The sequence below is a fragment of the Paenibacillus piri genome (assembly GCF_004354045.1).
In the GTDB taxonomy this organism is placed as follows: Bacteria; Bacillota; Bacilli; order Paenibacillales; family NBRC-103111; genus Paenibacillus_S; species Paenibacillus_S piri.
This window is the reverse complement of the sequence record NZ_SMRT01000015.1, coordinates 1-20,137: the sequence shown is the minus strand read 5'-3', so window position 1 is coordinate 20,137 and position 20,137 is coordinate 1. Positions and strand designations below refer to the sequence as shown.

Annotated in this window: 22 protein-coding genes, 2 pseudogenes and 1 riboswitch; of the genes and pseudogenes, 10 read left to right on the top strand and 14 right to left on the bottom strand. The window is 45.7% G+C overall.

Features of this window, described 5'->3' with window-relative positions; all coding sequences use genetic code 11:
* The first annotated feature begins 89 nt into the window (after positions 1-89).
* Together E1757_RS25325 and E1757_RS25320 are read left to right on the top strand one after the other, a co-directional pair.
* Positions 90-770 carry a Crp/Fnr family transcriptional regulator gene (locus tag E1757_RS25325; protein ID WP_133233453.1) on the top strand — a complete coding sequence of 227 codons (681 nt, stop codon included), beginning with the start codon at positions 90-92 and terminating at the stop codon, positions 768-770.
* A gap of 76 nt (positions 771-846) precedes the next feature.
* Positions 847-1,422 (top strand): peroxiredoxin family protein, encoded by a 576-nt coding sequence (locus E1757_RS25320; RefSeq protein WP_165972281.1) that lies wholly within the window; start codon positions 847-849, stop codon positions 1,420-1,422.
* A 154-nt stretch (positions 1,423-1,576) separates the two neighbouring features.
* Here E1757_RS25320 and E1757_RS25315 read toward each other — a convergent pair whose 3' ends face one another.
* The 4 genes from E1757_RS25315 to E1757_RS25300 all read right to left on the bottom strand — a co-directional run bounded on the left by E1757_RS25315 (position 1,577) and on the right by E1757_RS25300 (position 4,431).
* Positions 1,577-1,750 carry a GNAT family N-acetyltransferase gene (locus tag E1757_RS25315; RefSeq protein WP_133233449.1) on the bottom strand — a complete coding sequence of 58 codons (174 nt, stop codon included), beginning with the start codon at positions 1,748-1,750 and terminating at the stop codon, positions 1,577-1,579.
* Between the two features lie 311 nt (positions 1,751-2,061).
* Positions 2,062-2,736 carry a HupE/UreJ family protein gene (locus E1757_RS25310; RefSeq protein WP_246079488.1) on the bottom strand — a complete coding sequence of 225 codons (675 nt, stop codon included), beginning with the start codon at positions 2,734-2,736 and terminating at the stop codon, positions 2,062-2,064.
* Positions 2,737-3,153: 417 nt separating this feature from the next.
* Positions 3,154-3,236: riboswitch (cyclic di-GMP riboswitch) on the top strand.
* A gap of 429 nt (positions 3,237-3,665) precedes the next feature.
* Positions 3,666-4,049: a VOC family protein gene (locus E1757_RS25305; RefSeq protein ID WP_133233447.1), complete on the bottom strand. Its 384-nt coding sequence runs from the start codon at positions 4,047-4,049 to the stop codon at positions 3,666-3,668.
* Between the two features lie 103 nt (positions 4,050-4,152).
* Positions 4,153-4,431: an ArsR/SmtB family transcription factor gene (locus tag E1757_RS25300; RefSeq protein ID WP_133233445.1), complete on the bottom strand. Its 279-nt coding sequence runs from the start codon at positions 4,429-4,431 to the stop codon at positions 4,153-4,155.
* Positions 4,432-4,705: 274 nt separating this feature from the next.
* On the opposite strand from E1757_RS25300, the pseudogene E1757_RS25295 reads away from it, so the two are divergent.
* Positions 4,706-4,860 (top strand): annotated as a pseudogene (locus tag E1757_RS25295) (transposase); the annotation flags it as partial.
* A gap of 69 nt (positions 4,861-4,929) precedes the next feature.
* Here E1757_RS25295 and E1757_RS25290 read toward each other — a convergent pair.
* The 3 genes from E1757_RS25290 to E1757_RS25280 all read right to left on the bottom strand — a co-directional run bounded on the left by E1757_RS25290 (position 4,930) and on the right by E1757_RS25280 (position 8,348).
* Positions 4,930-6,573: an ABC transporter substrate-binding protein gene (locus E1757_RS25290; RefSeq protein WP_133233443.1), complete on the bottom strand. Its 1,644-nt coding sequence runs from the start codon at positions 6,571-6,573 to the stop codon at positions 4,930-4,932.
* Positions 6,574-6,594: 21 nt separating this feature from the next.
* Positions 6,595-7,572 carry an agmatinase gene (gene speB / locus E1757_RS25285; RefSeq protein ID WP_133233441.1) on the bottom strand — a complete coding sequence of 326 codons (978 nt, stop codon included), beginning with the start codon at positions 7,570-7,572 and terminating at the stop codon, positions 6,595-6,597.
* Positions 7,573-7,784: 212 nt separating this feature from the next.
* Complete coding sequence (locus E1757_RS25280) at positions 7,785-8,348, bottom strand: ANTAR domain-containing response regulator (protein WP_133233439.1); 564 nt, start codon at positions 8,346-8,348, stop codon at positions 7,785-7,787.
* Between the two features lie 363 nt (positions 8,349-8,711).
* Here E1757_RS25280 and E1757_RS25275 point away from each other — a divergent pair, with 363 nt between their 5' ends.
* The 5 genes from E1757_RS25275 to E1757_RS25255 are packed head-to-tail and all read left to right on the top strand — an operon-like array spanning position 8,712 to position 13,967.
* Entirely contained in the window at positions 8,712-9,716 is a 1,005-nt protein-coding gene (locus E1757_RS25275; protein WP_133233437.1) for an ABC transporter ATP-binding protein, read from the top strand.
* A gap of 13 nt (positions 9,717-9,729) precedes the next feature.
* Positions 9,730-10,728, top strand: a complete 999-nt coding sequence (locus E1757_RS25270; RefSeq protein WP_133233435.1) for an ABC transporter ATP-binding protein — start codon at positions 9,730-9,732, stop codon at positions 10,726-10,728.
* Between the two features lie 25 nt (positions 10,729-10,753).
* Positions 10,754-11,704, top strand: a complete 951-nt coding sequence (locus E1757_RS25265; RefSeq protein WP_133233433.1) for an ABC transporter permease — start codon at positions 10,754-10,756, stop codon at positions 11,702-11,704.
* A 28-nt stretch (positions 11,705-11,732) separates the two neighbouring features.
* Entirely contained in the window at positions 11,733-12,659 is a 927-nt protein-coding gene (opp4C, locus tag E1757_RS25260) for an oligopeptide ABC transporter permease (protein ID WP_133233431.1), read from the top strand.
* A gap of 51 nt (positions 12,660-12,710) precedes the next feature.
* Positions 12,711-13,967: an MFS transporter gene (locus tag E1757_RS25255; RefSeq protein ID WP_133233429.1), complete on the top strand. Its 1,257-nt coding sequence runs from the start codon at positions 12,711-12,713 to the stop codon at positions 13,965-13,967.
* Between the two features lie 364 nt (positions 13,968-14,331).
* Here E1757_RS25255 and E1757_RS25250 read toward each other — a convergent pair whose 3' ends face one another.
* From E1757_RS25250 to E1757_RS25230, 6 genes and pseudogenes are all read right to left on the bottom strand, one after another.
* Positions 14,332-15,321: a helveticin J family class III bacteriocin gene (locus tag E1757_RS25250; RefSeq protein ID WP_133233427.1), complete on the bottom strand. Its 990-nt coding sequence runs from the start codon at positions 15,319-15,321 to the stop codon at positions 14,332-14,334.
* Positions 15,322-15,681: 360 nt separating this feature from the next.
* The gene (locus E1757_RS25245) at positions 15,682-16,293 is read right to left on the bottom strand and encodes a class I SAM-dependent methyltransferase (protein ID WP_133233425.1); all 612 of its coding nucleotides are present in this window, start codon (positions 16,291-16,293) and stop codon (positions 15,682-15,684) included.
* Between the two features lie 18 nt (positions 16,294-16,311).
* The gene (locus E1757_RS25240; protein ID WP_133233423.1) at positions 16,312-16,947 is read right to left on the bottom strand and encodes a stalk domain-containing protein; all 636 of its coding nucleotides are present in this window, start codon (positions 16,945-16,947) and stop codon (positions 16,312-16,314) included.
* Positions 16,948-17,168: 221 nt separating this feature from the next.
* The gene (locus E1757_RS36625) at positions 17,169-17,402 is read right to left on the bottom strand and encodes a hypothetical protein (protein WP_246079486.1); all 234 of its coding nucleotides are present in this window, start codon (positions 17,400-17,402) and stop codon (positions 17,169-17,171) included.
* A 111-nt stretch (positions 17,403-17,513) separates the two neighbouring features.
* Positions 17,514-17,606 (bottom strand): annotated as a pseudogene (locus E1757_RS37305) (methyltransferase domain-containing protein); the annotation flags it as partial.
* A gap of 37 nt (positions 17,607-17,643) precedes the next feature.
* Positions 17,644-17,835: a hypothetical protein gene (locus tag E1757_RS25230; RefSeq protein WP_133233421.1), complete on the bottom strand. Its 192-nt coding sequence runs from the start codon at positions 17,833-17,835 to the stop codon at positions 17,644-17,646.
* A gap of 406 nt (positions 17,836-18,241) precedes the next feature.
* Here E1757_RS25230 and E1757_RS25225 point away from each other — a divergent pair, with 406 nt between their 5' ends.
* Positions 18,242-18,424 (top strand): hypothetical protein, encoded by a 183-nt coding sequence (locus tag E1757_RS25225; RefSeq protein ID WP_133233419.1) that lies wholly within the window; start codon positions 18,242-18,244, stop codon positions 18,422-18,424.
* A 254-nt stretch (positions 18,425-18,678) separates the two neighbouring features.
* Here E1757_RS25225 and E1757_RS25220 read toward each other — a convergent pair whose 3' ends face one another.
* Complete coding sequence (locus E1757_RS25220) at positions 18,679-19,077, bottom strand: bleomycin resistance protein (protein ID WP_133233417.1); 399 nt, start codon at positions 19,075-19,077, stop codon at positions 18,679-18,681.
* A 524-nt stretch (positions 19,078-19,601) separates the two neighbouring features.
* Here E1757_RS25220 and E1757_RS25215 point away from each other — a divergent pair.
* Positions 19,602-20,137 (top strand): IS110 family transposase (locus tag E1757_RS25215; RefSeq protein WP_165972279.1); only part of this gene is annotated, 536 nt, incomplete at its 3' end.

Sequence of the window (20,137 nt, the reverse complement as noted above, 5' to 3'; positions counted from 1 at the left end):
GATAATCCCCGATCCTTCCTCTTAATTTCAACAACAACCGCCTGTGCTTTATAATAAAATTATTCATCGATCCGAACGGAGAAGACGCCATGAACCATGACCTTCAAGAGCTATATGACACTTTCCCCTGTTTTCGGGCCGTCTCTGCTGAGGAATGGGCCGCCGCTCAGCCCCGGCTAAAAACTTTTCCACCCGCAGCCGGCTTATTCCGGGCTGAAGAAGCCGCCAAATATGCACTGTTTCTCATTGCCGGAACAGTTCGGATCTCGACGATTGCCGAAAGCGGCCGCGAAATGATCGCCAACCGGCTGTCACCCGGTGATATATGCGCCTTCATGGTATTAAGCGGCTTAAGCGAACGCGATTATCCCGGCGCCATGACCGCAGAAACCGAGGTGACGGCATTGTTCGTGGAAAAAAGCTCGTTCCTCCGCTGGATTCAAGAGTATGCGCCAGTGCGGAATGCGGTGTTCGGCAATATGATGGATGGCCTGATCCGCATGAGCGAGCTTCTGACCGGTAAAATCGCAAAGCCGCTGGACGCGCGGCTCGCCGAATTGCTGCTGAGGCTGACGTCCGAGCAGCAGCCGACAATCCGGAGCACGCATCAGCAATTATCCGCCGAACTTGGTTCGGCTCGCGAAGTCATCAGCCGTGTGTTAAGCCGCATGCACAAGAAAGGCTGGATCGCTACGGGACGGGGTCGCATCTCGGTTTTGGAACGGGAAGCATTATCGTCGTTCGTTGGTGACCTGGTCACAGAATTATAATACGAACTCCTGATATAGTCGTGTCAATCGGTTCAAATTGAGCCAGATTCATCACATGACCAGGAGGCATATTATAATGAGCATTCCACTACGCAAGGGAGCGGCCGCTCCTGATTTCGAGTTCAGCGGCATGGACAATGTCCCGCTCCGCTTGTCCGATCTGCGCGGACGCAAAGTTTTGCTCGCGTTTTTTCGCAACGCGGCCTGCGCGCTGTGCAATTTGCGGGTACGGCACATGATCAGGCACTATCCCCGGTGGCACGGACAAGGTCTGGAGGTGCTGGCGGTGTTCGAATCGCCGGACTTTAATTTATCCCGGTACGTCGGCCGGCAGGAGGCGCCGTTTCCGTTAATTGCCGATCCGCAAGCAAGCCTCTACGACCTGTACCGCGTTGAAGTATCCGAGGAGAAAACGCAAGCAACCATAGCCGACGTAAATACGCACCCGTTTGTTGCCGAGGCAGCGGCGGAAGGCTTTGCCCTGACTCCGGAGGAAGGCTCCAACATGAACCGCATTCCGGCCGAGTTTTTGATTGACGAGGATGGCATCGTGCAGATAGCGCACTATGGCCGATTAATAACGGATCACTTGCCGATGGACGCCATCGACAGCTTTGCAGCTGCGGGCGAGACCGTCCGTCCCCCGGAATAATCGGCTTCGCCGTCCTTCAAGGGCGGGCGCGACTATCAAGATCGGCAAAGCAGCGTATGGAACTTATGCTTTACAACTTACCAAAGCAGCCGATCCAGTGGACCGGCTGCCGCTTCTTCTATGTTTAATCCCGCCTCGCCTCTTCCTAACCTTGCTACAATAAACGCTTTTTGAACCCTCTCTGATCCGCGGAATAACCGATCCACTCATAAAATGCATGCGACGGCTCGCGTTTGCTCTCCGACACAAGAATAACGTAGCTGCAGTTCTGCTTGTATCCGAATTCTTCGAGCGTCCGCATGAGCAGCCTTCCTGCGCCCCGCTGCATCGTCGGTCTGCGCTTTTCTTACCGTTATAGGGTTCATCGAAAGCACCTCCTGAATATGAACTACCTCATATTACCACAATCTGGATGGATAAATGAACCGTCCCCCGCTAAGGCACGAAAGCTTTATTTGTGGAATCATGCTGCGATTCAGACAAATGAAGTTTCTTAACCGTACCCGATTTTCCAGGCTTTTCCGTTGAATCGTTCAAATCCCGGGCTTTCGGGTCGATTTGCAAGGAAAGCAAACTTTGGCGCTCTGCGGCGCTCAGATTAAATACACAGCTTGCCCCGAACGTTATCACGCAGGCCTTTTATCTGGTGCCAAGTGTCGAGCGACAGGATACCTCCTCATTGTAGGAGGGCCGCCCCCAACGAGGTCGGTTACGATAATAGCATAAAAATACTTTATGATGATTTTTATTGAAAGGCTCTCTGAAAAAACCATAAGAGCCCAAAAGCAAAGACTCCCGTAGAAAGCGCCGGAATGACCCATTTTGCATTCCAGCTTTTTCGAAAGTAAAGGATAAATGAAATACAAGGGAAACTATGATAATTTGTCCCAGTTCTATACCTACGTTGAAAAACAAAAGCGATGTGGCAAGATGTGCTCCATCCAACCGCATTTCAGTTAAAATCCCGGCGAACCCGAATCCATGAATAAGTCCGAAACCAAAAGCGATCAATGGATGGTGCTTTGAGTCTTGGTTGAATATGTTCTGTAATGCCACATAGATAATACTTAAGGCAATTGCGGATTCGACTAATTTACTTGGTAAACTAATGATCTCAAAAGTCGCTAGCACCAGTGTCAGACTATGAGCTATGGTGAATGCGGTAACCAAAGAGAGGATATGACGTACCGTTCGTGAACCGAAAAGTAAACTGATGACAAATAAAATATGATCATAACCGGTGAAAATATGCTCAAGACCAAGTAATAAAAATTGTTTCGCCTTCATCAAGAAGCTCGTTTCCCCGATTTTCAAGTCTCTTACCTCGTAAGAAAAGATAGATTCCTGCTGTTGGATTGGCACCATTAGAATTATTGGTGTTTGGATCACGAAGACGAATGTTCACAGTGACATCATGCGATTTATTGCTGTACCAATTCTCCCTCCATGTTTTTTCCTCGGGAATTTACTATGCCGTAGTTTCATATCAAGCCGTAATTACTACAAAAGAAAAATGACCGGAACGATATCCGGCCATGGTTACAATACCTTTTAATAAACAACAGTGCTAATTTAAGTGTAATTTTTAAACATACTCAATTCTAATAATTTATTTGCCGATAAAAAGGTAAATGAGGTAATTGTCAGTTTTTTTAAATTACGTTGTACAAGAATCAGAAGATCCAATGAAATACATCTCAACCAAGTCGAAAAGCGTTTTGGATATTTTTTAGTTAGAATGGATGCTGAGATCTCCGATCTGTACCTGGGCACTTGGATCGGAATGAGCGAGTAGTGCAACCGACCATCTTCCATCTTTTCCATGAAAGGGTCGATGAGGAGATTGGACAATCGTATCTCTGTAACAAATTTTAAAGTATTAAGCCACGTAGAAATTCAGACAAATAGCGATAATAAGTATTGCGTTTACTTAAGCGGAACAGATCTGGATGGAGTTGAGTTAAGGGGTTTATTAGACTGCTGGGAAACTATGGAAGACGCTTTGGTCTGCGCAAAGGGGGTTGCGAAAATGTTTAATTTCCTTGAAAAAATGTAGGTTCTTATAAGCAGGCTCTGTTAATGAATATTGTTGATTTTCTCCAAAGAATGAGCCACCTCAATTGGGTGGCTTGAATTTCCGACAGGGTTAACATAAAGTTGTTTAATTTTTGATAAAAAACACTTCACCGAAACTTAAAACTTGCCTATAAAGTCGTTTAGCACCAAGATACTTCGTCATGAAGTTACTTCTGCACAATCTGAATAAGGTTGCCGCATGTATCGTCGAAGACAGCTATTGTGAGTTCGCCCATTTTTGTCGGCTCTATAGTAAACTTCACGCCGTTTTCCAATAATCGTTTATACTCTTTATTAATATCTGCTACGCCAAACATTGTTGCTGGGATGCCATCGGCAAATATCTTCTTTTGATACTCTTTGGCGGCTGGATGGTCATTCGGTTCGAGTAAAAGCTCGGTACCGTCTTGCTCATCGGGAGAAACAAGCGTTATCCACCTAAATTCTCCGACGGGAACGTCATGCTTTTTTACAAAACCCAGCGTTTCTGTATAAAACTCCAATGCCTTGTCTTGATCTTGAACGAATATACTGGTAACAACGATTTTCATAATGTTTTGGCCTCCTTAGATATTTGTGATGTTGATGCTCTGCTAACAATCCGGTTCCAATCAGAAAAGCCCATCATACATTCGTCAGAAGCTTTAATTAAAATTATTCTACCCATCCTTTCAGCAAATTTTTAAGTGGTTCGTTGTTGAATATAACCACTCGATATTTTCCCTTTTTTTCTGATTTTACGAGCCCTGCATCTTCCAATGCAGAAAGATGTTTGGCTATCGCCTGTCGCGTAATGGAAAGGTCGTGCTTCGTAATGAGGCGCACCGTAAGTTCATACAACGTCTGCTCGTTGCGTTCGGATAGTTCGTCTAATATAAGCCGCCGAGTCGAGTCGCCAAGTGCTTTGAATATAGCGTCTTTGTCCCTATTCATATATCAAGTATAAGCAACTGTGCGGTTGCTTGTCAAGCATAAGCAACTGTATGATTGCATGATAAATAAACCGTATTCTGCAATCTAAACAAGTTCAAGTCACATAATTGTAGTTTGAACCCCATGTTTATAATGCAAACTTACGTGAACGGATACCCTGGTATGTTTCGTCCGCTTCATTACGTAAACGAGGATGTGGTAAGAGGAATCGCCGAAGTACGGACTGACGAACAAAAGAAAGGCCACCACTACAACGGCAGCCTACTTTTGTTTAGATCAGATCGGGGCGCTTTATGCTAAAGGCGTCAGCAGCCGAACGATCCAAAATCATTTAACCCAAGTGTATGACATTGACGTTTCGCCGACGTTGATCTCCAATGTGACGAACAAGATCGCGCACTGATCAAAGAGCGGCAGAGTCGGCCGCTGTAGGGCGTCTACACTGTTGTCTTTCTCGATGCGATCCACTTTAAAGTGAAGCAGGATCGGGTCCCGGGATCATTTGATCTTCCATTCATTGACATCGAAATGCATCCCGTATATGGTGCCGCCCCTTCCTTCGACGGCTTTATTCAGCGCAATTAAATTTTTTTCCGAATAGATCGTAATAAGCGGAACGTCTTCTTGAATAATATTTTGCAGCTCTTTATAGATTGCAAACCGTTTATCCTTATTCGTTTCCTTCATGCCCAACGCAAACAATTCATCGACCCGCGGGTTTTTATAACGCATATCATTTAAAGCGGCTGTCGATTTGTACGTGTTGCTCGGGCCGTCCGGATCAATGATGGTGCTGAAGCTTGAAATCAGCAAATCGAATTCGCCTTTAACCGCCTTTTGCACGGCCGTGGCAAAGTCATAGTTCACCTGCTTAACCTTAATCCCCGCCGCCTCCAAATTTTGCTGGATGATGTTGCCCGCCATTTCGCGCACCGCATCGCCGGTAGGAACGATGAACTCTAGCGTTTTATTCGAATCCCAGCCCGCTTCCTTCAGCATCTGCTTGGCTTTTTCGGGATTATAGCTGTATTTTAAAATATCCTTGTCATAATACGGGTGGCTCGGAGCGTAAGGCCCGTTCTGGATCTCGCCGATGCCCTTCATCAATTGATTGACAATCGCCTCCCGGTTAATGGCGTAGGCCATCGCTTGGCGAACCTTCTTATCCGGTATTTTCACCGTATTGATTTCGATTGAATTGTAGCGCCGCGTCGGCTCCTCCATCGTCCGGATATGCGCCATCTGTTTGATGGTTTCCCACTCTTTAGGCGGAATGTTGCCGGGACCTTGGCCTGCGTTCATATCGATTTCCTGCGATTGCAGCTGAGCTACCATATTCGCCGCCGGCATGACTTTAACAACCACCTCGCCGATTTTCGGTGCGCCGCGGTAATACGATTGATTGGCCGTCAGTTGAACGACGCCATTCTCAAACTTGTTGAATGCATAAGCCCCGCTGGTCACATTCGGATTTTTCCAGAACGGATGGCCGTTCAATGCCGCCGGGTCTGTGCTTTCCAACACGTGTTTAGGCACGATAGGAAAATCGCACAGGCGTTCCTTCACAAGATTGGGGTCTACCGGAGCTGCAGTAACCAGTTCAAACGTTTTGTCGTCGATAATTTTAATACCGCTTAATTTGCTGACGCCTTCCGGAAGTCTTCCTTTTTCGTTTAATCCTTCCAAAAAACCGATGTACGGTCTGACGGTAGTCAATGTTTTCGGATTGGCTACCAGATTTGCAGTAAATTCAAAATCATGTGAGGTTACCGGCTTGCCGTCCGACCAATTGGCTTCCTTGCGCAGCTTAATGACGTAAGTACGGTCATCCTTCTGCTCGAACGATTCAGCCAGCTGCAGCTTGAATTCAAGCGGCGCGGTCATTTTCAACAGATTATCGTACAAATACCGGTTCACGAACATGGCGGCGTTAGACCCGGATGCATCCGTATCAGTCGGATTAAACATTAACGGAGGGTTGGTCATCCCGATCGTAATCCGGTTTGGATGGCCCGCAGAAGGGGCCGCCGCGCCCGGGCTTTGAGGACTTCCCGCCGCTTCCGGCCTGGAGCTGCATGCAGTTGTCCATATCATCATTGCTGTAATAAGGATAACGGATAGTTGTCTAGGTACCCGGTTCATAACTGTGACCCCCTTGGTTTTTTAAGGCTTGCTCAGTACAGCTTCTGTGGATTTTAAGCGGCTTCTGCGGTTTAAGGCCAGCAGCGTAATAAATTCAAAAGCGATATTAGCCGCATTCAAAGCGGTAACTCTGGTCGGATCGCGGTCCGGTAGCACCTCAACCAAATCAAAGCCAATGATGTTCAAGCCGGCAAGCCCGCGCAGCATTTGCTGGGCTTCATACGTATTGAAGCCGCCGACCTCGGGCGTCCCTGTTCCGGGTGCGAATACAGGATCGAGAAAATCGATATCGAAGGTTAAAAATACCGGGTTCGAACCGACGCGCCGTTTAATTTTTTCACATAACTCCGCGGCCGTGACCTGCTTGACATCATCCGTTGTCATAACCTCATAACCTAGCGCCCGGGACTCATCAAGACCTGTAAGGCTGAACGGCGTACCGCGCATTCCCATTTGGATTGAAGTTGAAGCGTCGATGTAACCTTCCTCCGCCGCGTAACGAAACATAGTGCCGTGGGAGTGCTTGCGCCTATCGTCCATGCTTTTGCCCGTATCGGTGTGCGAATCGAAATGGACGAGACTGACCGCCCCGTATACGCTGGCCGCAGCCTTCACATGCGGGTAAGAAACCGAATGGTCGCCGCCCAACAAAATCGGTACTACGCCTTTGGCAAAAACCGGCTTCAACTGCTCTTCAATCGCCTCGTAGCTTTGCTCGATATAGCCGGGAAATATTTTGAGATCCCCGTAGTCAATGCCGGATAAAAACTCGCTTGTATCAATGCCTTGCGCCTGACTGACCGGACGAAGGCGCTGCGACATCTCGCGGATGGACGAAGGGCCGAACCGTGTGCCGACGGCATAGCTGACACCCGTATCAAAGGGGACGCCAATGACGGCATAGTCCGCATGCTCCAAATCTTGCACATAGGGCAAATGCATGAACGTACGAATACCGGAAAATAACGGGACACCTTTTTCAATTAACGGACGATACACAGAAACCACTCCTTCTGAAATGTTTAATAAAATGCAGAAAGCCGCCTTTCTCCTATCAGAAGAAAAGCGGCTTCATTGCCGGTTCACGGTTTGGCGTCATTGACAAACCGGAATATCAAGTTGTTTATGTGATAGATCCTAACACGAAGCTGACGAATAAGTCAACAACATTTTCCGAAAATTTTTCCGGTTATTTTACATGCCTTGAGGTGTTAGCGCTCCAGCAGCGGACCGTACAGATCAACGATGGTTCCGCTGATCACGGCCATTTTTTTACGTTCCTTCATCGCTTTATTGCGCAAATATTTAAAAGCTTCATCCTCCGACATGCCGGTTGTTTTGGCAAGAATACCTTTGGCTCTTTCGATCAGCTTACGCTCATCCAGCTTTTCTTGCAACTGCTCGATTTGCAGCTTAGCCGACCGCCGGTTGTCATAGTTGTTCAATCCGACGACAAGCGCCCACTGCAGCTCCGCCGGACTCATACCACCGGTCAGAACGCCTTCGATCGGATATTGAATTTTCGACAGGAAGCCCGGACTTTGGCACCACCACCAAACAGGCAGCTCAAATTGCCGCATAAGCAGTTCAAGCCAACTGTTCAGACTTTTTTCCGTACAGCACACAATGATGCCGTCCAACCCTCCTGCCGATGCAGGAAAATCTTCTGTCGTATAAACGGACAGCACATCAAGACCGATGGAGTTGAGCTTCCCGATCGCACTGTCAGTCGGACGGTAGGAGCTGTCCGGGAAATAAACTAATATCGATTTCATATGCAGCAACACCCTCGATATGGATTTTCGTATGCGCGCAAAAGACGTCGGCTCAATCTTCGTTCCATCATAAAATCCAACCCGTTCCCATCATCCGATTATTGTCATGTTATATATCATGAAACGAACACGATAAAGAGTCAACAGTTTTTTTAAATCATTTTTTTCCTGTTTATTGACAAAATCATAATTTTAATGTTAATATTCGTGACATATAACTCAATAATTGATTTCCGGTCTGTCAATGAAGCCACGCCGGAGCCGGCAATGGAGCCGCCTTTTCTTGCTTATGGAGAAGGCGGCTTTGTGTATGTTAACAGCAGCATACGGATACAAAAATAAGCGGTTAGGGGAATGGTAATAATGAAAAATTTGCTGGAAGTCGACGGTTTGAAAACCGTATTTCGAACCGAACACGGAGAAATAGCTTCCGTTGAGGAGGTTTCTTTCCAAGTCAAGCCCGGCGAAACGCTTGCTATTGTCGGAGAATCCGGCTGCGGCAAAAGCGTAACCTCGCTGTCTATCTTAAATCTTCTTGGCAGCAACGGTTACATTAAAGCCGGAAAAATTACGTTCGATGAACAAGATTTAACGAAGCTAAGTGCCGGGCAGCTGCGGAAGCTGCGGGGCAAAGATATTTCCATGATATTCCAGGACCCGATGTCCTCGCTGAATCCGGTGCTTACCATCGGAAACCAGATGACCGAGACGATTCTTCAGCATGAACGCGTCGGTATGAAAGAGGCGGAAGCACGGTCGATCCGACTGCTGACGCGGGTCGGGATTGCCCGCGCGGATGCGTTGATGAAACAGTATCCCAACTCCTTGTCAGGCGGCATGAGACAACGCGTTATGATCGCAATGGCGCTTGCCTGCAAACCTAAGCTGCTGATTGCGGACGAACCGACAACCGCGCTTGATGTTACGATTCAGGCTCAAATCCTGGAGCTCATTAAAGAGCTTAAGCAAGAGTTCCAAACATCCATTGTGCTCATAACCCACGACCTGGGAGTCGTTGCGGAGATGGCCGACCGGGTGCTTGTCATGTATGCCGGCCAGGTTGTAGAAGAAGCGGACGTTTATACCTTGTTTGAAACGGCCCGGCACCCTTATACGCAAGGCTTGTTATCTTCTATCCCGCATCTTGACGCTCCGTCCGATAAGCTCACCAGCATTCCCGGGTATGTCCCGTCGATTCACCAGATGCCGGAGGGCTGCCGCTTTCAAAGCCGGTGCGCGCTGGCTACCGAGAAGTGCAGGAGCAAAAACCCTCCTCTTTTCCCGGTTGACGGGATGCATCATGTCCGCTGCTGGTTGGCGGAGGATGAGTTGTCCTTAGCGGCATTCAGTTCGCATTCATTACAGTAAACGGAGGAATTGTATGAGCGCCATTTTACACAAAGCCCAGCTAAACACAGATCCGATTTTAAAAATCGAACATGTCAAAAAATATTACCCGATTAAAAAGGGGATTTTCTCCAAAACCGTCGGTCATGTAAAAGCGGTCGACGATGTGAATCTGTTAGTTTTCCCCGGTGAAACGTTAGGCGTGGTCGGCGAGTCCGGCTGCGGCAAATCGACGCTCGGACGAAGCATTGTCCGGCTGGAGCATTTAACGGAAGGGTCTATTTTGTTCAAAAATCAAAACATCCATCAATTGCCCGAGCCTAACATGCGCCAAGTCCGCTCGGAGTTGCAAATTATTTTTCAGGACCCGTACGCCTCTTTAAATCCTAAAAAGCGGGTAAGCGAATTGCTGATCAACCCGCTGTTGGTCCATAGCCGGCTGACGGCGGATGAAGCAAGAAAAAAAGCTTCCGAGCTGCTCGACATCGTCGGCTTGTCGAAGTATTCCTTAAACAAGTTTCCCCATGAGTTTTCAGGGGGGCAGCGCCAGCGGATCGGGATTGCCAGAGCCGTCATTTTGCAGCCGAAGCTCATCGTATGCGACGAGCCGGTATCGGCCCTGGACGTATCGATTCAGGCGCAAATCCTGAACCTGTTGAAGTCGCTGCAAAACAATTTTCAGCTAACGTATTTGTTTATCGCCCACGGGCTCGGCGCGGTCAAGTTTATGAGCGACCGGATTGCCGTCATGTATTTAGGCAAAATTGTGGAGCTCGCCAGAACTTCCGACCTGTTCAAGCAGCCCAAACATCCGTATACCAAAGCACTGCTGGATGCTTACCCTGTACCGAATCCGTTAAGCCGCGGAAAAGAACGGATCATTCTTACAGGCGATGTGCCAAACCCTGCCGCTCCACCGTCAGGCTGTCGGTTTCACACCAGATGTCCGCTCGCCCAGCCCCGCTGCCGCGAGGAGGAGCCCGGACTGCAAGGAGCGCAGCACATGGCCGCTTGTCACTATCCGTTATCTTAAGCTTATCCATGGAGGGTTGGTCTGAATGTTCAACTATACGGTTCGCAGACTTTTAATCACGCTGCCTGTGCTGCTTGGCGTTACTTTTTTAAACTTTATTATTATTTATTTGGCTCCCGGAGACCCTGTCGATCTCTACGCCAATCCGGATGTTTCCGAAGCCGACAAAATCGCGCGGCGGGAAGCGCTTGGCCTCAATGATCCGCTGCTGCTTCAATATTTCAAATGGCTGGGCAGGATGTTGACCGGCGATTTGGGCCATTCATTCAGTTCCTTCCAGCCGGTTTCCCATATGATCGCCGAGCGGCTTGGAGCGACATTGCTGCTGATGGGGGCCGCTCTATTCATCGCTTACCTGATTGCTATTCCTCTTGGTATTTTAAGTGCAGTGAAACAATATTCGTGGCTTGATTATGTAGCTTCCACCGGATCGTTCCTTGGCGTATCCGTCCCGAACTTCTTTCTCGGCCTTGGCGTCATTTATATATTCGGCGTTACGTTAGGCGTTCTTCCTACCGGGGGAATGAACACCATCGGGCAAGAAACCGATTGGCTGGATACACTCAAGCATTTGATTTTGCCTGCGCTCACGCTTGGAACCTCGATTGCCGGGGGCATGATGCGTTATGTCAGGTCCAGCGTGCTGGAGGTCTTTAACCAAGATTATTTGCGGACGGCGCGGGCCAAAGGACTGCCCGAATGGAAGGTCATCAACAAGCATACGTTAAAAAATGCGCTGATCCCCATCATCACGATTGCCGGCATGGACATCCCGCTGCTGATCGGCGGAGCGGTAGTGACCGAAACGATATTTCAATGGTCGGGCATGGGCCAGCTGACCATCCAATCGATTTTGTCCAGAGACTACCCGGCGTTAATGGGCATTAATCTCGTTGCCGCTATTACAGTGCTTTTGTCCAATTTATGGGCGGATTTGATGTATGCTTTTGTCGATCCGCGGATTAAATACAATTAACCAATACATTCATAAAGAAGGTGTCCCTATGCCCGCAATATCCTGGAAGGAACAAATTGAAAACAGCCATATAGATGGAGCGACGGCGCTTGCCGAAAAGGAGATCAGCCGGCATGAAAGCTACATCCGAAGCATCCTCATCCAATTTTTAAAGCACAAAATGGCGGTAGCCGGATTAATTGTGTTCGTTATTCTTTTGCTGGTCGCCGCATTGGCTCCGCTGATCGCGCCTTACGACCCAAGCGTCATTCAAGACGAATTCAGCGCGCCGCCGTCGGATAAATATTGGCTGGGCACCGATCAGGTGGGCCGTGACGTATTGAGCAGGCTGATCTACGCTTCGCGCATTTCTCTTGCGATCGGCTTCGGGTCCGTAGCGATTTATGTTGCAATCGGAACCGTCGTAGGCGCTGTTTCGGGATACTACGGCGGCAAAGTGGATATGATCATCAACCGCATCATCGATGTTTTTATGTCGTTTCCCCATTTGATGGTCATTCTTGTGCTGGTTACCATTATCGGCCCGGGTCTCGGCAATATCATATTTGTACTGGGGATGCTCGGCTGGCCCAACGTGGCCAGACTTGTGCGGGGCAGTGTGCTTTCCATTAAACAAATGGAGTTTGTGAAGGCTGCCCAAGCGGCCGGGCTTAGCAAACGGCAAATTATTTTTCAAGAAATATTACCCAATGCCATGGCCCCTCTGCTCGTGAATGCCACCTTCGGCGCGGCAACCGCGATTTTATCGGAATCCTCGTTAAGCTTTCTGGGGATGGGCGTTCAGCCGCCGACGGCAAGCTGGGGAAATATGCTGACTGCAGCGCAATCGATCACAACGTTAAAAAGTGAACCGTGGCTGTGGATTCCTGCGGGGCTGATGATCGTCATTACCGTGCTGGCCATCAATTTTGTCGGCGACGGCATTCGGGATGCGTTTGATCCGAAGAAAAAATAACTCGAAGCAGCGACTAACAACGCGAACATTTAAAAGGTGGAGTTTCATAACATGAATCTGATCAAGCAACGGTTGGTTACTTTTTTTCAGGCGTATCCGAAGGATGCGCTATATTTTATGGCCGCAAGCTTTATGAACGCGACGGGAAAAGCTATTTTATGGCCCTTAACAACGCTATATGTCCATGAAGTGCTCGGACGGTCCTACGGGGAAGCGGGGATGGTTTTGCTGTACCAGGCTTTGGCCGGAATCGCCGGGGAATTTGCCGGGGGCGCCTTGTACCACCGCTTGGGAGCGAAAACGTTAATCGTAAGCTCGATGGCATTAAGCGCATGTTTGCTTGGTTCGATTGTTTTTGTTGACGACTATTGGTTGTTTGTGGCGCTTGTGTGCGTTAACGGATTTATGAACGGCATTGCGGTCCCGTCCATAAATGCCTATGTCGGCTTTCGCTGGAAGGAATACCGCCGCAAGCTATATAACGCCATCTACGTCGGCAACAACACCGGGCTTGCCATCGGGGCAGCGCTTGGAGGTCTTATCGCTTCCTTCTCTTTCCCGCTTACTTATGCCGTTACTTCCGTGTCAACATTTGCGTTTGCCGTATTCCTGTTTTTCTTTATGAAGCCGGCTTCCCATGACGATGATTATCCGGCCGCAGCTTCAAGCGCGCTTGACGGAAACGGAGACGGGAGCGTATTGCGCAACCTGTTAAACGTCCGCGTCTATTTGTTTCTTGGTTTAGGTGCTTTGTTCTATTATATATCGTTTACTTTATGGAGCAACGGGATCGCCCCTTATTTAACCGAACAAGGCTACCCGTTGACGATGTACAGCCTGCTATGGACGATAAACGGAATCGTTATTTTTGCCGGGCAGCCGGTTACTAACTTCATCAAATCAACTATCGCCAAATCGCTTGTTGCCCAAATTGTTATGAGCTCGAGCTGTTACGCCTTGGGACTCGGCTTCATCTTATTGTTCCATCAAGGTTATTTATTCCTGGTTATCGGGATGATCGTTTGTACGATCGGCGAGATGCTGCTGCTGCCGGCCATTCCGACTTTTTATTCGGAACGGACGGGAAAAGCCGCCCCCTTCTTCATGGGGCTATCCGGCGGCTTCGGCAATACGGGCCGCATGACGGGCCCGACCCTGTACGGCAACGTCTACGATCATTGGGGGGTTGTCCCTGTATTGGTCATAGGCACATGCGCTTCGGTCATTTCCGTCGGCTTTTTCCTGATCCATGCTTCATTGCATAAGGAAAAAGCTAGCTTAACGCAAAGGCAAGCCGTGACGTATTAGCATGGTTAGAGAGAACAACACTGTATTGTTTAGAACAAGACTTTAATGTAATGAATCATTTAGTCCATTAAACCAGGGACACAGAAGATGATTGCTGCCACTGGCTCATCCCGACCGGCGCCATCATGCTCATCATCAAAATTTTCATTCGGATTACCTTGAGAAATTTCTATTCTTTTTGCGAACTGAGATTGGTTTTCCGATGTTCTATTGTGTCCTACCTCCGATTCCAAATCGTTCGTTGCGCTATCCTGCCAGTTAGCGTAACAATTTCCATACAATTCGGTTATAAGTTCTTGTCCAGATGTGGAAAAACAAACTCCGGAGCCGCTTTTCGGCTTCCGGAGCGTAAGTTCGGCGCTATTTAAAATATACTATCAGGAACGTAATAAATTTTCTGCGTATTTTGTTTATTTACTGGGTCTGTAACTATAGTAAAATAAACGTTACCGTTTTTTGTCTGTACTCCCTCGATTTCATGGGTCCCCACATTTGTAATTTTCACAAGGGTATTGTATGTTCCTGTATTCGACATCTTAGCAATCTGCGGAGTCTGACCTTCCGCACCGCCTGACGTATATATTTCCGTTTTATCGAGCATATCGAGACCTTGGAAAGATCCGTTCGGTCTGACTATAGCACTGCCCGACTGCGTAAAGCTGATAACGCAGGCGCTTTTCGCCGCCGCGCTGTCCAGTCGCACCTGTTCATTGCTATCAAGAAGTTTGTTCAATGCAGCCGTGTCATAAATGGACCAAGTTACAGGTCCTTCTGCAGTTTGTACGCGGAAAATAGTATAAGCACTATTACCGCCGCCATCAACACGGTATGTGTCACCTAATCTTGTACCGGTCTTATTGGCGTAGTTCATATAAGTGAACCTATGAAGATCCGTATAATCTACTTTCCCACCGGGCGAGTATTGGAGTCTTGCTACCTGGAGCGACCAGTAATACGTTGTTGAAGGATCCGCTTTTGAACTGAAATAAAAGTAATTTTTGCCATTGTACGTATACATATCTAGGGTTTGGCAATGACCGGTATTGGTGATGGTCATTTCATCAACGTATGTAGCGTCTTTACCGTTTATGCGCAATCTTGAAAGATAGCATGTTCCCCCAGACCTCTGAGTTACGTAAACATACGTTGAAGCGATGTAAGCTTTCTGAACTGCCACGTTATGCTTAAGTCCTTTGAGATTGTATGCGAGCGTTGCCGAAGCATTTACAGTTTTCCCGGGAGCTGCCGCAGATACGGGCAAAACAGACATTCCAAAAAAAAGTATTGCGAGTACGACAGATGCAAGTATTTTTGATTGCTTTTTAATAAGGCTCAACGCTTGAACTTTAAACATATCGATCCTCCATTAAAAATGATCATAGAATTGGACTACTATTATTGGACTGCCCATATTCTTCCTCTCTATATTCCAGGGTCGGAAAATAACGATTCCCGTTCTTTATTAACCATATCCATCCAATATAAATCATGTTAGATTGATTTACCGCTCGTAGGAGAGCTCCAATCTAGTCAACTGCCGGTGGTGAAGACAGCACCCACATCCATTTGTTTAGTGCGCCAAACTCCGTTTTACTTCAATGAAAAAGCAGACTGCCGCGGCGGTCTGCTCGTTTAACTATCGTGCCTCGTTAAACTCCTTTACTTATGGTACGGTTCTCCGGGCTGTTTGTAACTGCAAGTTTAAGGCCATCCTTTACCGGTGGCCCTTTTTTGAATCAAGAATAAACATAGACGCATCGTGTCCCATGAATATTTTACTTCCCGTATAAAAAGTTTTGAATTGAATATCCCTATACCCTATTTTAGTCATAATGTCGGTTAGCTCTCCTGGATTAAATCCGTTATGAACAATATCTGAAACTATTTTTTCATTTTTATTAAAATCTACGATCAGTAGATGTCCTCCTTCATTAAGAACATCAAATAATCTTGATAAAACTAATTCAACATCATAAATATGGAGTAGAACCTGAGCCATAAAAATATAGTCGGCCTGCAAGACCGATAGACTTTCCTTTTCAATATCAAAGCATAAAGTATCTACATTCTGAATATTAAAATCCGTTATTTTTTGCTTTATTTGATTAATCATGTTTTGTGACGTATCCAGAAAAAGCATAGAATGAAACTCGCTTAACAAGTTCATTCCGACAAGACCGGTTCCACACCCAAAATCAATAGCATTCTTACTTTTAGCGTCAACTAAATAATTACGGATGGCATCTGATGATACCTTTGCAATTTGGATTCTTTCAGGAGTGTCATATAAATTAGCAATCATTTCAAACTTATCCGTATTTCCCATTATTATCTCTCCAATCATTCACTCTAGATATTTTCCAATAGATATTACGTCTCGTTCATGTACACTTAAAATATGTGAAAGTGAAACTTTTTCACCATCCCTGATTAATAGTCCAAAACGAGAGTTCATTCCTGACCAACCTTCGATTCCATCTTTTTCATAATTCCCTGATGCATATGTAAGAGCATTCTCTTTATTTGACCAAAATTCAATCTGCTTGGTATTTATGTTTTTATCTAATTGGTCGACCAGCAGTAATAAGAACAGCTTTTGATACTCTGTATTATCGGGTATATCTTTATACCCCTCCGAATAGATCACAGTCGTATTAGAGTTACCTGTTTTGTTATCCGCAATAATTTCATACTTAAAGGTGTATTTTCCATGGAGAAGTGAGGATACAAAATAAGGATATTGATTTGCAATTTCGATAGTATTTGATTGCTCGTTCCAATTGACTCTTGCTCCAAGTGCTTCAGCTAGAGTTCTTGCCGAAATCATCGTCGTTCCATCTTCAGAAACTTGAACATTGGTTTTAAGCAACATCCCATTAATAAAAACTTGCCTAATAGTTTGAATGGTATCTGTTGCATATACTGCTGTCGTTGCAGTTAAAGCAATGCCGCAGATTAGACCTAAAATGAACTTTTTCAAAATATGTTCAACTCCCGTCTTATTACTTAAGAAGACATACTATACCAAATATGAGCTGCAAAATGAAAAAAGTAATGTACTAAACCTACGCAACAAAGCTGCCGTTCGCGCGGTAATATCTTGCCCGATTGTTGAACAGGCAGCCAATAATACCGGCTGCCTGTTCGTCATATGGCTTACGTTCCCCTCTTTAGTTCGTTAGCTGAATGATAATTGACCGTTCAATTTTTGCTACCAATAATTTTAATCCACTTCTGATTAATCATCATTTCATCTTGCTCTAAGTACGGTGATAAACCTGTAGTTTTCTTTCCCTGTAATTCCATATGAATATCAGCAATAATTTTCTTTGCAACTTCTTGCTCTGTGTTGGTCAGTTCCAGCCATCTATTAACATTAATTGAAACATCAATCGTTTCAACAAGTTGAATATCCAAACGTGCATCTTTAAACAAATTGATAAATTCTGATTCTTTGAGAGCCCTTGTATGCGATGGATCTCGAAGTCTTTCGTAGTGATTGTATAGGTTACAAAAGTAATTATCTTCTAATGAAATCATATCGACGATACAAACAGTACTGGATGGTTTACAAACTCTAGTCATTTCATCTAAGACTTTGGATGGATTTGTGAAATGATGGAAGGCTAAGCGACTTATAACTAAATCAAACGCATCAACATTAACTGGTAATTGTTCAACGTTTGCGCTTGCTTAAAATCCCTGTCCCTGCAGCTATGTCCAATACTTTATGATCGGGTTGTAGCTGAAGACTACAGCTAATCCATTTTAATAAATCTTCACGATTTAAAGATAGCCGAGTATCTGAAAAACCCTTGGCTTGTTTCTGAAACTCCAAACGAATTACCTGCTCATTACCAGTTTCCATACCTAGACGTCTCCTCTCAACTCATCTCATCTCTTCTCAACTAATTAATCACTGCTTATGGGAAATTATAGCAACCGGATCATCAATTATCAATGACTGATTTTCTGCGTTAAACATCCCGTTAATCCGTGATCCTCATCAATAATCCATGAGAACTCTTTAGCAATGGCGTGTTCTAATATGCCGTTAATGTTTCTGGGCAAATTGATTTCAAGTAAGCTTACCTCTTCAACACCACCTAATGTATAAATCGCTAGTTACCATCCAGAACAGCAGGAAGGCCTCTTAACCAGATTCGATCTCCATGTTCAATGGATACTTAATGACTTTAAACATTCATTTGTCTATCACATTACCAATCTTTCATGCATAAGCTAAGTATTATCGCTAGAGGAGGTGAAACGCTTTGTCTAAGTTTCTGAACTATCTCGGCGGAGTCATTGGTGGTTTCGGCCTAATTTACGTCCCAGCTTCAGAATTACTGCAAGGCCTAGATCCCCTGCTTGACATAATAGGCATCATAGTTGTGATTGTGTTCGCCGTCGCCTTAATCATTAATGGTGTGCGTTCCTTGATAAGCAAAACGTAACTGATTAGCTCGCTACTAAGATATAGAGATATCGACATTTGATGGAACTAGGACCCAGAGAATCTGCCCGTTGCTTTAATCAGAATAGGGAGCAGCTGCCACGCGGCGATCTGCTCCCTAATTATTACGCTATCGTACCCGTTAGCACAATGACCTTACCTTATTAACTTATATATTCGGCAATAAATATTTTGGCTGGTTGTTACACGAATTAAACTGACAAATCGCATACGTATAGCTGATTCACCACCTCGTTAACAAATAGACTGAGAAAAACGTAACAAATAGCCATCGGGATCCTGCACTAAAAATTCTTTTACTCTGTGTTCAATCTCGTTCTCTTTATAGCTTACTTCCTCTATATCTTGAAAAAGTCCGTAGCCATTTGAAAGTAGTTTTTTGACCAGTGTTTCAACGTCACTACAACCGATCTGAAAGTTTACCCCTCTGCCAAATGGGTGTTCCATTTTCCCCGTTTCCCAATATCCATTTATCTGTTGAAGCATAATTTGCGCCTTTCCATACGAGAGAAACATAAAGCTATTTTCAATGCGCTCATATTCCAAAGTGAATTCCAAAATTTCCAAATAGAATATTTTGGAGATCAGTAAATTCTTAACAGAAAGCTCCGGTATTATTGAATTGAATCTCAAAACATATCATCCTCCGTCTTTTTACAACCATAATACAAAATAACCCAATTATTTGGTAGTATAGGAATATCTTTGCCGTGGGTACAACCACGCTAAACTGCCCGTTCGTATTGGCTCGAAATATTGTCATTGGGTGAGATAGTGAGCATGCAAAGTTGACACGATGGAATGAAGATTGAAGAACCACATTCGTATCAACGGGCGTTTGCCGCAAACAAACGGTTTTCGACTTTGAAGATTAACCCGTTTGGAGCCGGGAGAAGTTATAACATAGAAACGTTGGACGCTATCGAACAATGAGGAATTTGGGTTCCCGCCTGGGAAGTATTATGCCATCCGTCTTCTGCTTTATTATTCTGCATATTTGAAAGGCAATCGGAGACGAAAAACTCTCTTTTGAAGCGAACAAGTTATCATGAACGAAGGTCGACTCCCCGAATTTGCAACAACGTAGGTTACTTTGGAAATAATTGTTTTAGGGAAAACCAAAGCAGAGCTACAATGCAAAAGGAGGAGTCAACATTATGAAGCTTAACACAAAATACGTAGGTTTAGACGTTTCGAAGGAAACAATTGCTGTTGCCATTGCGGATGAGGGTAGGGAGGCGTCGCGTTTTTGGGGTACGATTACTAACACGGAGGCAGCTGTGAGAAAATTAATGAAACAGCTGGGAGAACCGGGGCAACTTCAAGTTTGTTATGAAGCAGGTCCTACGGGTTACTTTTTATACCGGTATTTACTCACACTAGGTATTGAATGCACGGTAATTGCCCCGTCCTTAATTCCACAAAAGCCTGGTGAAAAAGTAAAAACAGACCGTAGGGACGCCATAAAGCTAGCCCAATTATTTCGTGCAGGAGAGTTAACCGGTATTTATGTACCTACAGAAGAGGATGAAGCATTGCGTGATTTAGTTCGAGCTCGGGAGGCCATAAAGGAAGACCGCCAGCGAACCCGTCATCGGATTACAAAATTTTTGCTTCGATACAATTTGGTATTTTCCGAGAAAGGGAAGAAATGGGGAACAAAGCATCGCACATGGCTGAATGGGTTAAGTTT

Excerpts from the sequence above, each read along its gene's own strand:
- E1757_RS25265 (WP_133233433.1), top strand. The coding sequence starts at position 10,754 with ATGTTCAACTATACGGTTCGCAGACTTTTAATCACGCTGCCTGTGCTG.
- E1757_RS25290 (WP_133233443.1), bottom strand. The coding sequence starts at position 6,573 with ATGAACCGGGTACCTAGACAACTATCCGTTATCCTTATTACAGCAATG.
- E1757_RS25230 (WP_133233421.1), bottom strand. The coding sequence starts at position 17,835 with ATGGAAACTGGTAATGAGCAGGTAATTCGTTTGGAGTTTCAGAAACAA.
- E1757_RS25325 (WP_133233453.1), top strand. The coding sequence starts at position 90 with ATGAACCATGACCTTCAAGAGCTATATGACACTTTCCCCTGTTTTCGG.
- E1757_RS25280 (WP_133233439.1), bottom strand. The coding sequence starts at position 8,348 with ATGAAATCGATATTAGTTTATTTCCCGGACAGCTCCTACCGTCCGACT.
- E1757_RS25320 (WP_165972281.1), top strand. The coding sequence starts at position 847 with ATGAGCATTCCACTACGCAAGGGAGCGGCCGCTCCTGATTTCGAGTTC.
- E1757_RS25255 (WP_133233429.1), top strand. The coding sequence starts at position 12,711 with ATGAATCTGATCAAGCAACGGTTGGTTACTTTTTTTCAGGCGTATCCG.
- E1757_RS25245 (WP_133233425.1), bottom strand. The coding sequence starts at position 16,293 with ATGGGAAATACGGATAAGTTTGAAATGATTGCTAATTTATATGACACT.
- E1757_RS25270 (WP_133233435.1), top strand. The coding sequence starts at position 9,730 with ATGAGCGCCATTTTACACAAAGCCCAGCTAAACACAGATCCGATTTTA.
- E1757_RS25250 (WP_133233427.1), bottom strand. The coding sequence starts at position 15,321 with ATGTTTAAAGTTCAAGCGTTGAGCCTTATTAAAAAGCAATCAAAAATA.
- E1757_RS25315 (WP_133233449.1), bottom strand. The coding sequence starts at position 1,750 with ATGCAGCGGGGCGCAGGAAGGCTGCTCATGCGGACGCTCGAAGAATTC.
- opp4C (WP_133233431.1), top strand. The coding sequence starts at position 11,733 with ATGCCCGCAATATCCTGGAAGGAACAAATTGAAAACAGCCATATAGAT.
- E1757_RS25275 (WP_133233437.1), top strand. The coding sequence starts at position 8,712 with ATGAAAAATTTGCTGGAAGTCGACGGTTTGAAAACCGTATTTCGAACC.
- E1757_RS25305 (WP_133233447.1), bottom strand. The coding sequence starts at position 4,049 with ATGAAAATCGTTGTTACCAGTATATTCGTTCAAGATCAAGACAAGGCA.
- E1757_RS25300 (WP_133233445.1), bottom strand. The coding sequence starts at position 4,431 with ATGAATAGGGACAAAGACGCTATATTCAAAGCACTTGGCGACTCGACT.